The sequence below is a fragment of the Stenotrophomonas sp. STEN035 genome, assembly GCF_056759935.1.
Genome location: NZ_JBRRDY010000058.1, coordinates 1 through 12,815, shown reverse-complemented (window position 1 = coordinate 12,815; position 12,815 = coordinate 1). Strand labels below are relative to the sequence as shown.

The window sequence follows — 12,815 nt, the reverse complement described above, 5'->3', positions numbered from 1 at the left end:
GCAGGAAACCGATGATCTGTTCTTCGGAAAAGCGTTTCTTCACGTCCAATCTCCTGGTCAGGTGGGATTGGACTCCAATTCGCCGTGCTACTCAAAACCGGGGGGACGTCGCCGCCGCCAAGCCCGGTGACGGCAATCCGGACAACTGGGAGTTCTTTGGCCGCAATGCCGCCGGCACCCGCTTCGCCCCGTACGCGCAGATCACCCGCGACAACGTGGACCAACTGCAGGTGGCCTGGACCTACCACACCGGCCGCCGCACCTCGGTAGGCGTGGACGAGAACACCCCGCTGCAGATCGGCGCCACCCTGTACTCCTGCACCCCTGAGAACAAAGTGGCCGCCATTGATGGCGACACCGGCAAGGCGATCTGGAGCTTCGACCCCAAGGCCCGCACCGCCGAGCACGTGACCTGCCGTGGCGTGGGCTACTACGACATCGACAAGGACCGCAGCCTGGAAGCCGCCGCCAAGGCCGCCTACACCGACACGGTGTGCCGCCAGCGCATCCTGGTGTCCACCGTGGACGCCCGCCTGTTCGCGCTTGATGCGCAGACCGGCAGCCTGTGCCTGGGCTTCGGCAGCGACGGCTATGTCGACCTGAAGCCGCAGATGGGCCCCACCGAGGACAGCAAGCGCTACCACCCGACCTCGATCCCGGTGGTGATGGGCCACCTGGCGGTGATCGGCGGCTGGGTGCGCGACATCATGGAGGGTGAGCCCTCCGGCGTGGTGCGCGCCTTCGACGTGCGCGACGGCACGCTGGCCTGGGCCTGGGACGTGGGCAAGCCCGATGATCTGGCCCAGCCTGGGCAGGATTTCGAGCTGGCCACCCCCAATGTGTGGACCATCCCCACCTACGACCACGAACTGAACCTGGTCTACCTGCCCACCGGCAACGGTCCGCCCGATTACTGGGGCGGTGAGCGCAATGCAGTGAAGGAGAAGTTCGGCTCCTCGGTGGTGGCGCTGGACGCCAGCACCGGCAAGCTGCGCTGGAGCCAGCAGCTGGTGCACCACGACGTGTGGGACTACGACGTGCCCTCGCAGCCGGTGCTGTATGACGTGACCAATGCGCAGGGCCAGAAGGTGCCGGCGCTGATCCAGACCACCAAGACCGGCCACATCTTCGTGATGGACCGCCGCACCGGCGCCTTCGTCACCGAGGTCAAGGAAACCCCGGTGCCGACCAGCCCGCAGGCCCAGGGCGAGCGCCTGTCGCCGACCCAACCGCTGTCGGTGGGCATGCCGGTGATCGGTGCCGAGCCGCTGACTGAAAGCTCGATGTGGGGCGTGAGCCCGTTCGACCAGCTCTACTGCCGCATCAAGTTCAAGGACTCGCACTACCAGGGCTTGTTCACCCCGCCCACCGAGCAGCCCTACATCGAATGGCCGAGCCTGCTGGGCGGCATGAACTGGGGCGGCATCTCGATTGATGAAACGCGCAACCTGATGTTCGTCAACGACATGCGCATGGCGCTGCGGATGTCGCTGGTGACCCGTGAGGAAGCCAGGAAATACAAGATATCCACCGACGAAGTGCCCGGCTTCATGGGCACCATCCGTCCGCAGCTGGCCGGCCCCTATGGCGGCGTCAAGATCGACATCCTGCAGTCGCCGCTGGGCGTGCCCTGCCCGACCCCGCCGTTCGGCACCATGAGCGCGATCGACCTGACCAGCAAGCAGCTGGTCTGGCAGGTGCCGCTGGGCACCGTGCAGGACACCGGTCCGCTGGGCATCAAAACCCACCTGCCTATGCCGATCGGCATGCCGACCCTGGGTGGCCCCACCGCCACCGCATCGGGCCTGGTGTTCTTCGCCGGCAGCCAGGACTACTACCTGCGTGCGCTGGACGCGGACACCGGCAAGGAAGTGTGGAAGGTGCGTCTGCCGGTAGGCGCGGTGGCTGCGCCACTGGTCTATGTGTCACCGAAGACCGGCAAGCAGTACGTGGTGATCTCGGCCGGCGGCGCCAGCCATTCGCCGGATGTCGGCGACTATCTGATTGCCTACGCGCTGCCAGACAGGAAGTAAGCCGCACGGCGGTAATGGATGCGAGAGTCCCGGTTAACCCCGGGACTCTTGTACTGCCAAGGTGCAAAGTTGGAGCTCTCGTTCTCAGACGAATTAGCGATCAATATCCGAATAGCCAAGGGTAAGAGGTTGGTCCTGACGGAAGGATAGGATGTAGGAACTCAGTGGCTTTGACCGACTGAAACCCGTCGAGCTCTGGCGGTACCAAAGATTGGAAGTATCTAGGCTGGCTTGGATACTGAATGCAAGAAGTTATAAAGTATCTGCGTTATCTTCACTGACATTGAACTACTCACTATTCTTTAAGAAGTGTAGGTTACTCAAATTTCCCACGCAGCCAACGGCAGCATCGCATGCGCGCAATGCTAGGTCGTCTATATCCATCTCTTGGCTCAAAATATTCGAGTCGGGCCGAACTGAGGTCGCCTGAGTACTGAGCTCTCGAATAGCCTCCAACTGCTTTATACGAGCCTCTGGTGACAAGCTGGGGGCTGTCTTCTCAAACGTCTCTACCATCGTTTTCAATCGCAGGAATGGCAGCTAATTCATTTTATCTATCCAGGTGTCTAGCGTTTCGTAGGTTGGACTGTTACTTAAAATCAATACAGGTTAAAGGGGGCGTCTAAGATCAGGGCTGTCGGCTAGACTTTCGCGATATTTATTTGCGTCTTCTTCGGTCAGTCCGTAGGTCTGATACGTAATCCCGCCATAAGTCATCGCTCAGTTCGAGTCTATTGCTGCGATGGATGATCTGATCGTGTTCCAATGCGCTCACTTTTATTGGAGGTTCAGCTTTGACACTGCCAGGATCAAGTGCGTTCTGCATGGCGACCGATACCCAATTCTTGTGGGTAAGGAAAATCGCGGTATATATCTTGTCCACCAAGAGTGGTTGATACGTCTCGGCGAACTCTTGGAGTGTAAGGCTCACCTGATGAGTTACATCTCCATTGGTGCGAAATGCGGTGGCTATGCCGATACCCTTCGCGTCAGCCATCTGTCGTAGTTCTGAATAACTAGGTAAGGCGTTCATTCGTCCTCCGGAAAACACGAAATTACCGGGCAAGCCCAGTCCGCGTCTCATTATCACGTTAAGGTGGGTGAGCGTTCGTAAATTGGTAGATATGGATGATAGAGTAAGCCGATGGGTATGAAAGCTCAGCGATAGTAAGCCAATTCTACGGTGAGCGCTCCAATACCGTGGTCTCGCTTCTGGCGCTTGAAAGTCTCGGATTTTTGTCCTGAGTGGAGTTCCTGGGATTACGGCGGTGTCCGCACGCAACGGCACCAGCAATACTCGGTAGGCTTACGAATTCATCGATGGACATCGGGACGAATTCAGCAACCAGATGATGTGTCGCCTGCTCGGGGTTACTCGAGCTGGCTACTACGCATGGCGTGAGTACCCCGTTTCCGATCGAGCACAAGATGCGCGGCTGCTTCGCTTGATGGGTTCATCGTTTACCGCCAGCCACTGAGTTTATGGCGTCTCCCTGGGGAGGGGGGGGGCTCGACGTAAGAGAGCACGGGGAGGCATGCAGCAAACATCGGGTCGATTGATGCAGGAGAGCGGGTTGCACGCGCTATCTGGCTACCGCATACGGCATATCCCCGTTCAGAGGTCTCATCACTTGATCCCCAATTTGCTCCAGCGTCAGTTCACAGTGTCGCGCTCGGCCAAACCCTCGCGGCTGAAATCATTACGTTGAACGTCCGGAACCGTCGCCCATCCCAAAGCACGTGGGACATGAAGTCGATCGACCTGCTGCGGTTGATCTCCTCACCGGCAACCAACGGCATCGGGTGAGATAAGGGACTGACAGAGGAACTAGAGAAGCAGTACCTGAAGATGAGCCATGCTGCACCAATGAGGTCGCGCCGCCATTGTCTTGGTTGGCACCGTTACGGAGAGCGGGGGCGAACGACCAGAGTAGAGACGTCATACGATGTTGATTCCCATGTCTGGTGCTACTAGCGTATGACGTTCCTGCGTTATTCGGTCTTATGAGTACTCATCTGCCTCATCAGTATCATCACGCCTTGGAAGCGGGTCAGCTCTATCTCGTCAGTGACGGCTTTCATATACAAAGATGGATCTTCCAAGACCCTTAGAACTGTGATCCTCCCACCGTTCGCACCTAGCTTCTCGACTTCGGCTTCGTAAATACATAGCGTTGTCCATGAGCGCCAGCAACGTAGTGTTTGGCCATAGAGCCAGAACATCCAACGATCATCGATGTCTCTAGGCCAGATGCCCTCGCGAAGGCAAGTCAGCTCAGAATGAGAAAATCGTACGTCGCATGGAATTAGTCGGCGAACGCCGTTTAGTGGCTGAAGCTCGAGCTTCCAGGAATCAATCGGGCCGTCCATGTCTGCACCAGAAGCTGTGAATGCGGTTATCGTCTTCGAGCTGCGCCCGGTCCGGTAGGGAGGGCGCATGTTTACCATAGATCGAAATGGGCCGAGAGAAAACAGGCCTATTAATCTCTTACGATCAATTCCGATTCTTCTTCGGAAGATTCTACCTTAATGAAGCACTGGCGCTTCCATCTTCTTGTTGATCGGCCAAAAGTGGAGTTATGCAGCCAATCCCAGCTTCTGCATTGGCGTGATGTCGCCGGGCGGCAGGTTGGTGCGCTCCTGAACCGATTACGGAAGGCATGAAGCTGATGGGGCATAAGGCTGTGGCGATGTTGATGTACTACGTTCATGCCGAGGAGGAGCCGGTACGGGAAGCAGCCGAGCTGGTGGCAAGAGCCGGCGCCAACCCATCACGGCTGCGCGGAACCGCCCGTTGCAAGCGGCTGCGACACCATGATTGAGCCCGCTTGGGCCAACTCACATCCGTCGGCCCAAGGGCCCAGCCAAGGCATCCGCAACATCACTCATGCTGAACTATTAACAATGGTGCTCCCATCAGTCATAAAGATGTCAAGCAGGTGAACTAGCGTCAGTGAGTGCATTGATTTTTTGGGAGTGCCGGAGTGTCTTTGCATTGCGCCCCAGTCAATATCCCTTACGCATCCGAAGGAGAGATTCCGGTTGCCCAGTATATGCGGATGTCGACGGAACATCAGCGCTATTCGACTGAGAATCAGGCAGCAGCTATTGCAAGCTACGCGGCCGCGCACGGAATGCGTGTCGTGCGGACATATGAGGATTCCGGGAAAAGCGGGCTCAGTCTGAAGGGGCGGATCGCGCTTCAGGCGCTATTGAAAGATGTGCAGCACCCGTCTCCGGGGTTCCAGGCTATCTTAGTCTACGATGTTAGTCGCTGGGGACGATTTCCGGATCCGGATGAGGCGGCCTCCTATGTGCATACGTGCAAGCGTCACGGTGTTCCAGTTATTTACTGTGCGGAGTCATTCAGTAATGATGGGTCGCTCTCCTCGACAGTTATGATTGGTCTAAAACGTAGCATGGCTGCTGAGTATAGCCGGGAGCTATCTGATAAAGTATTCAAGGGTGCTTGTAACATTGTTCGTCATGGCTATCGTCAGGGAGGCTGTCCAGGCTACGGGCTCCGTCGGCAGCTCATGGATGAGCAGCAGCAATCGAAAGGACTCCTCCGTCGAGGGGAGAAGAAAAGCATTCAGACTGACCGAGTAATCTTGGTTCCTGGTCCCTCAGATGAGATTGATACGATTCTCCGTATCTATCGATTGTTCATCGACCAAAGTATGCCTGAGCGGGTGATAGCTTCCATATTAAACAGAGAAGGGACGCTAAACGAAAGAGGGGCTCCTTGGACCCGGGCTACGATTCACCAGGTTCTTGCCAATGAGAAGTACATTGGTCATAACGTCTACAATCGAACATCTTTTAAGTTAAAACTGCGGCACGTGCATAACCCTCCAGAATCGTGGATTAGAAAATCACATGCATTTGAGGCTGTTGTGCCATTAGATCTGTTTAGACGAGCCCAGGATATTATTGCTGCGCGTTCAGCTCATTGGGGTGACGCACGGATGCTCGATGCGCTGCGGGAGGTTCTCCAAAAGCACGGGATGCTTTCTGGAATATTGATTGATGAGCAGGAGAATATTCCTTCAAGCAGCGCCTTCCGCTATAGGTTTGGAAGTCTACTTCGAGTATATAGCTTGGTAGGATATTCCCCGAAGCGGGACTATGCGTATCTAGAGATCAATAGGGCACTTCGTCTTCGGCATCCGGAGACTGTGCAGTCTGTTGCGGATGGTGTAGCTCAACAGGGGGGGTGGCTAGCACCCTGCGAAGAGACGGGCTTGCATTGGTTGAACGGGGAGCTGTTGATCTCACTGGTAATCGTTCGGTGCAGGGTTACGTCGGGCGGATCAAGGCGATGGAGAATCCGGTTAGATGCAAGTCTGAAGCCTGATCTGACCGTGGTTGTCCGAATGGATTCCGATAATCATCGTCCATATGACTACTATGTCCTGCCCGCAATCGATTTCGGTAGAGATGGAGTCGTTCTCGCGGACAACAATGACTTCTCCCTGGATGCGTATCGAATGGATTCTTTGGACGAGTTTTTTGTACTGGCCGGTAGGGTTGCACTTTAGGAGGTTGCATGGTCGCTAGGCGGACAACAGTGCAGATGATCCCTCTCAACGACATTCATGTGGCGAATCCTCGTGTGCGTAACCAACGCATTCACCGCGCGATCATAAAGAGTATTGAAGCCATTGGCTTAAAGCGTCCAATAAGCGTGAGGCCGGCGGCACCCGATGAATCGGCACAGCCCTACGCCTTGATATGTGGGCAGGGACGGTTGGAGGCCTACAAGGTGCTTGGTTTTACTGAGATTCCAGCGCTCATTCTGGACGTTGATGAGCACTTGGGGCATGTCATGAGTATCGTTGAAAATCTCGCGCGAAGAACGCCCAAAGCTGCGGAGACTATGGAGCAGATTCAGGTGCTACGAGAGCGTGGTTATTCCGACGGAGAGATCGGCAGAAAGCTCGGATGCACGACCTCTTGGGTCAACAGTGTTGCCAATCTGATGGGGAGAGGTGAGCGGCGTCTTCTGGCAGCAGTGGAGGCGGGGCATATCTCGCTGGCACTCGCTGTTAGCATCTCTCGTGCTAGCGATAGTGAGGCTCAGCAGCTGCTGATGGATGCCTATGAGAGTGGTGATTTGAAGGGGAAAAAGGTCACCACCGTACGCAAGATACTTGCGAATAGGGCAAGAAGTGGTCGAAAGGGAGCTGGGGGCTGTGTTAGTGGTAGCCCGCGACGGAAACTCACACCAGAGGATCTAGCAAAATTGTACAAGCGCGATGTGGAGGCGCATCAGCGAATTCAGAAAAAGGCGGAGTTCACCCAGCAATCGGTGCTCCTCGCAAGGCAGGTTTTCAAGGAGCTGTTAGCTTTACGGGAGTTTTGTGATCTTCTCCATAAAGAGGGGCTGTGCAGTCTCCCCCAGCCTCTGGCTGATCTACTCCCATCTAGAGCCTCTAAGCAATGAGTGGGAATAAAGTCGTCGGTGCTCGTCTGGGCTTTGAAAAGGAGTGCGTGAGCATTCCAATCGTCCAGATACATATGCCTGTGACCATTCCATTGGGAACAAAAAGCTCTGCCAAGTACAGACAGATTCTGAGCTCAGTTAGATCGATTGGCTTAGTTGAGCCCCTCGTTGTTTCGTTAGATCGTGCGACAACTGGTCGATTCCTGGTTCTCGACGGGCGAGTAAGATTGGAGGCCCTCAAGGATCTGGGAATTGTCGAAGCTCCGTGCCTGATTGCAACAGATGATGAGGGCTATACGTATAACAAACAGGTCAATCGACTCTCTGTAGTACAAGAGCACAAGATGATCCTTCGAGCCGTTGATAGAGGTGTATCAGTCGATCAGCTGTCCAGTGCTCTCAACATATCAACTGCGTCAATCGGAGCAAAGTTCAGACTTCTCGATGGCATATGTGAAGAGGTGGTCTCAGTACTGGCAGACAAGCCCGCTCCGGCAGGAGTATTTAGATTGCTAAGGAAAATGAAAGCTTTCCGGCAAATTGATGCAGCGCAGACGATGATCAATCTTGGAGACTACTCGATAAAGCTAGCCGCCGCCCTGCTTCAGAGTACCGCGGCTGATCAACTGGTATCGCTACCGACGTCACCATCTGCTTCAGGTCCATCCGTTGAAGCCTTACAGCGTCTTGAAAGGGAGCTGTCCGCGCTGCAGGCAGATACGAAACTGCTTGAGGAGGACTATGGACCGGCTAGTCTTCAGCTGGCGATAATCAAGAACTATATAAGCAGCATAGTGCTCAACAATGCGGTCGTGGTTGGTTGGCTCGCTAAAAACTGGCCAGACCATCTAGCGCAGTTGCAACGAATTGCGGACATCCGTCATTTGAGCGATGGCTAGATGATGTGATGAGAGCCTAGTTGAATAGCGCCAAAGCGAAACTGCCCCTGGATGAAACCGTGTGCAGGCAGCAAGTGCGAGAGGCGCCAGCTTAGGAGAAAGGATGGATTCTCTTCCCGGCTTTAGGGGTGTTGTATCCGGATATGTAAGGCGCTTAGGATGCCGTATGTTCGGATGACAGGCAAACGGGAGAGTGATGAACAGAATGGTCATGGTACTGGAAGGTCCCACGGGGGAAATTCGAAATGTGACGCCTTGTCAAGCATCACTTGAGTTAGATCAAAGAGCAAGAAGGGCACCCCGGATGACTGTTTTGTCGCGGTTGACCAAGTTGGTAGATGAGGCCGGAAACATCGCGGAGCGGGCAGATCAGGAGACTTTTTCCTATCGCTTTTCTGATTGTGATGATATCTGGGTTTTAAAGATTGGCTAATGTGAAGCTGAAGCAGAAGAAATCGAAACACATGGCAGTGGAAGCATGGACGCTAGAAGTTGCTTTCGATTTGTTGTGGTGTTGATTCTTCGGCGGCCGTGTATAGTTCCCAGGATTTGCTGGACAGAGCTAGCTCCTGTTGGGGATAGCATTGGGGCACGGTCATGTCTGCAGGCAAGATCACCAACAAGACTCGGCAAGCCTACAAATTCATCGATGCGCATCGAGACGAATTCAGCATCCAGATGATGTGCCGCCTGCTTGGGGTTGCTCGGGCCGGCTACTACGCATGGCGTGAACATCCGATTTCCAATCGAGTGCAAGAAAAGGCACGGTTGCTTCGCTTTATACGAGCCTGGGTTACCGCCAGCCACGGAACTTATGGCGCATCCAGGGTGCTTCTCGGCCTGAGGGAGCACGAGGAGACATGCAGCAAGCATCGGGTTGCTCGCTTGATGCGGGTGAGCGGATTGCACGCGCTGCATGGCTATCGCCTACGGCACATCCCCGCGTCAAAATCTCACGTCTTGATCCCCAATTTAATCCAGCGTCTGTTCACCGTACCGCGCCCGAACGAGGCATGGGTGACGGATATCACCTACATCGCACCTGGCAGGGTTGGCTATCTCTGGCGGTTGTTTTGGATCTTTTCTCACGCAGGTTTGGTGGCTGGGCTGTCAGGCCAACGATTCATCGCGAACTTGTTCTGGGTGCCGTGATGAAAGCCGTGCGCAGCCGATGTCGTCGCAAAACCCTGATTCACTCGGATCAAGGCTCGCAAGACGGAGGCGATGCATGGCAGCGTTTCTGCAAAGACAACTACCTTGAGCCAAGCATGAGCAGACGTGCCAACTGCTGGGACAACGCGGCAGCTGAGTCCTTCTTCAGCAGTTCAAAAAAGAACAGATCAAGACGCGCATCTACGCAAATCGTGACATGGCGACCTAGGACATATCCGAATACATCGATGGGTTTTACAATCCAAAACGCCACCACAGCCATCTGGGCGGAGTCAGTCCTGAAGAGTTCGAGGCAGCGCATCGCCACCCTCGATCAGGTGTCCACCAAAGACTGGGAATTCCAATCCGCCGAAAGGCAGTCTCACGAGATATTGGAAGTGCTCTCGCTAGTTTCCGCAGATCTAATGATCGCCCAAACTTGTTGGGTAGTGCGGTCGAGGCGATCCAGTACTTGGCATTCGTCGGGCGTCCCATTCGCCGCGGCCGCTATCTCAGCAATCATGTCAGCAAGCTGCCGTAATTTCTTTTGCCTTAGATCTGGGGAGAGCAATCGAATCGACATTGCTAGGTCCTGAGTCTCGTGATCAAGGTAGATGTGCAGCCGATCGCAATCACTGAACATCGGTATCTCCCGTTAGTGGCAGGGAAGTCATCGGTCTTACGTTAGAACGATAGGGTCTCGGTTAATACAGTGTTTCGCGCAGCGTTTATGTCTAAGCTTATGCCAGACAGGCGCATCGTACATACCGTGATTTGAGTCACCATTGCTGAGTGCGCCTTCTTGCTATGCTGTCGGCGTGGCACCCCCCCCCTGTGTGCCACGTGAAAGGCCCGCTGGCAAAGAGCCAGCGGGCCTTTTTGTTTGACTATGACTTCCGCCCGGTACTTGGCCGGACTACGCTAAAGCTCGATACAGGAGGTTTATCAGTAGCTTGGGCGAGTTCAACATATGCCAGCCTGAACCGGTCCTCCCCGCGCCCGTTTCTAAGCGCTCTTGGAGCCGGGGCGTTCTCAGCGGCACCTGTCGCGAACTGGCAAGGCTAGTATGGCATCGGCCGCCCTGGAGCGGGCGCTGATTGCGCGCTACGGAACGCTGGGCCGAGTGCGGCAGCCGTTCCTGCTGTGCTCGGATACCGACTTTGGTTCTCACTAGGTCGTGATTACACCCGGCTGGTAAGCAGCTACGGCTTGAAACAGGAGTTCATCACCCGCACTGCCCACAGCAGAACAGGATGGTAGAGCGGATGATCCGGACATTGAAAGAGCAATGCGTGCATCGGCACCGCTTCGAAAGCCAAGCCCACGCCCTGTGGGTGGTTGCTGACCGGATCGCCTTCTACAACCAACCGCGCCCACACCAAGCGCTGAAGATGATGACCACGGGCGCGGCTTACGCCGATGCACTGATCCAATGATCGGAGCAGAAATCAGTAGATGGCTATAGCTTTGCATCGAATTCCGTCGAGCTCACAGGTGGAGTGGCGTTGACGTTTACACGGGTCTAGTAGAGAATTCACTTCGTTATGGGGAGTAGTACCGCAGCCCGGTTCGCCGGGCTTTTTTATGGATGCAGCCTTCTCAGGTCATGTAGAACGCGCATGTGAGGTATTCCCTCTGATCACTCGTTCGCATTGCTCGATAATCCCCGCGTAAGCGTGGGCCTTAAGAAGTAGTGCATCGACTAACGCTACTATCTCCGTACCGTCGGATTGATCCTTCGCAACATGGACAATGTGATTGGCGAGTTTATCCATGGCTTGAAGAGCTCGGATGCGATCTTCCGGTGACATGAGATGGGCCCTTGAGACTAGGTCGGTAGCAGATATTTCCAACTGTTCTCGTAGCGCTAAGTAGGTCATAAGACTGTCCAGATTGTCTCCTTCGTGAAAGTATGCTTCAGGACAATGAGAAGCGCGTGAAGATGGTTCGAGAGAAGGTGTCGTCTTAGTTGAATGGCCAAGGATCCCTACGGATAGGCGCTCTGTCGTTTTACTTGGGTTGCTTGGCGCCACTATAATGACCGGCCCGCCATACAGGTGGGGGCCAGTCCCTCTCTCACCGGGGAGGGACTCCGCGCTGCGAGCCCAAACTCCGGCGCCGCCGGCCACGTAGTTCCAAAGCCTACGTGTGTGACGCCTTTTGAGCTCGTCGTGAACCGGCACTTTCTACTTAACTAGAGTCACGATTATGGTTTTTTGATCTGGTCAGATGGGGAGTGACCCATCTGAAAACCTGCTCAGGTGTTAGTTTTCCCAAAGGAGACACCGATGAGCGAAATGATGGAAGAAGAGATCAAGCGCTGGACCGCCCGGCGCAAGTCGGCGCTGGTACTTGAGATCATACAGGGCAAGACGACGGTAGCTACTGCAAGCCGTCAGTTCGACCTGACTCCAGCCGAGATCGAAAGCTGCGTCGGGGATGGTGAGCGCGGCATGGAGAACGCGCTGCGGGCCAAGTCCGAGGACGTGCGCGAGCAGTACGAGCGCCAACTCAAGGGCCTGCAGGAGGCCTACGGCGAGGCGATGTTGGAGATCCGCGCCCGAAAAAAGCTGGCGTCCTTGCTGGGAAAGAACGAGAGCTGATGTGCTCGGTCCAGCAGGGCCTGAAAGACGAAGGTGTTGACGTTCCAATGACCAAGCGGTGTCGGTGGTTTGAGGTGGCCCGCCGCACGACGTACTACAAGCTCGCCCGGGCGTCGGCGAAGGTCAACCCCGAACTGGCCGCGCCGATCAAGGAAATGATCGAGGCCGAGTCGTCGTTTGGCTACCGCACCGTGGCCGCGTTGTTGGGCGTGAACAAGAACACGGTGCAGCGCATCTTCCAGCTCAAGGGCTGGCAGGTCCGCAAGCGGGCGCTGGGGCAGCGGCCGAGGATCGAAGCCAAGGTGCCCCCCCCCCGAACTTCCGGACCAGCGTTGGGCCACGGACGTGTGCTGTGTATGGGGAGGGAAAGACGGGTCGCTCAGCATGGCGCTGGTGATCGATTGCCATACCCAGCAACTGTTGGGTTGGCACCTGTCACAGACGGCAAGGCCAGCATCACCTCCGCCACGTGGGGGCAGGTGCTGAGTACGCGCTCATTATTGGACTCTGGGCGTCACCCGGCCCTTAGCCGACGTCCGTAGCGAGCAGGCACGTCTTGAGCGACTGCTGTGAAGCTTTCGTTTAACGGTCGGTCGCGTTGCGCCGTTCCCGATACCACGCTCCGAACTGTCCGTTGTGCATGAATCGACGCAACTCGAATTGTCCCGACTCGTGAATGACG

Annotated in this window: 9 protein-coding genes; all 9 read left to right on the top strand. The window is 55.7% G+C overall.

The window, feature by feature from the left end:
• Positions 1 to 2,033, top strand: a 2,033-nt coding sequence (locus ACVOLL_RS19955; protein ID WP_481514475.1) for a pyrroloquinoline quinone-dependent dehydrogenase, incomplete at its 5' end; no start/stop codon positions are given.
• A gap of 2,984 nt (positions 2,034 to 5,017) precedes the next feature.
• The gene (locus ACVOLL_RS19950) at positions 5,018 to 6,574 is read left to right on the top strand and encodes a recombinase family protein (protein WP_481514474.1); all 1,557 of its coding nucleotides are present in this window, start codon (positions 5,018 to 5,020) and stop codon (positions 6,572 to 6,574) included.
• A gap of 35 nt (positions 6,575 to 6,609) precedes the next feature.
• Entirely contained in the window at positions 6,610 to 7,479 is an 870-nt protein-coding gene (locus tag ACVOLL_RS19945) for a plasmid partitioning protein RepB C-terminal domain-containing protein (RefSeq protein WP_481514473.1), read from the top strand.
• Entirely contained in the window at positions 7,476 to 8,378 is a 903-nt protein-coding gene (locus tag ACVOLL_RS19940; RefSeq protein ID WP_099476099.1) for a plasmid partitioning protein RepB C-terminal domain-containing protein, read from the top strand. The genes ACVOLL_RS19945 and ACVOLL_RS19940 overlap by 4 nt, the downstream gene beginning before the upstream one ends.
• Before the next feature lie 597 nt (positions 8,379 to 8,975).
• Positions 8,976 to 9,530, top strand: coding sequence for an IS3 family transposase (locus ACVOLL_RS19935; protein ID WP_481514472.1), 555 nt, complete (start codon positions 8,976 to 8,978; stop codon positions 9,528 to 9,530).
• Complete coding sequence (locus ACVOLL_RS19930) at positions 9,452 to 10,126, top strand: DDE-type integrase/transposase/recombinase (protein WP_481514471.1); 675 nt, start codon at positions 9,452 to 9,454, stop codon at positions 10,124 to 10,126. The genes ACVOLL_RS19935 and ACVOLL_RS19930 overlap by 79 nt, the downstream gene beginning before the upstream one ends.
• 669 nt (positions 10,127 to 10,795) lie before the next feature.
• Positions 10,796 to 10,966, top strand: coding sequence for an integrase core domain-containing protein (locus ACVOLL_RS19925; protein WP_481514470.1), 171 nt, complete (start codon positions 10,796 to 10,798; stop codon positions 10,964 to 10,966).
• Between the two features lie 852 nt (positions 10,967 to 11,818).
• Complete coding sequence (locus ACVOLL_RS19920; protein WP_481514469.1) at positions 11,819 to 12,133, top strand: DUF1153 domain-containing protein; 315 nt, start codon at positions 11,819 to 11,821, stop codon at positions 12,131 to 12,133.
• 47 nt (positions 12,134 to 12,180) lie between these two features.
• Positions 12,181 to 12,675, top strand: a complete 495-nt coding sequence (locus tag ACVOLL_RS19915; RefSeq protein ID WP_481514468.1) for a hypothetical protein — start codon at positions 12,181 to 12,183, stop codon at positions 12,673 to 12,675.
• The last annotated feature ends 140 nt before the right edge of the window (positions 12,676 to 12,815 follow it).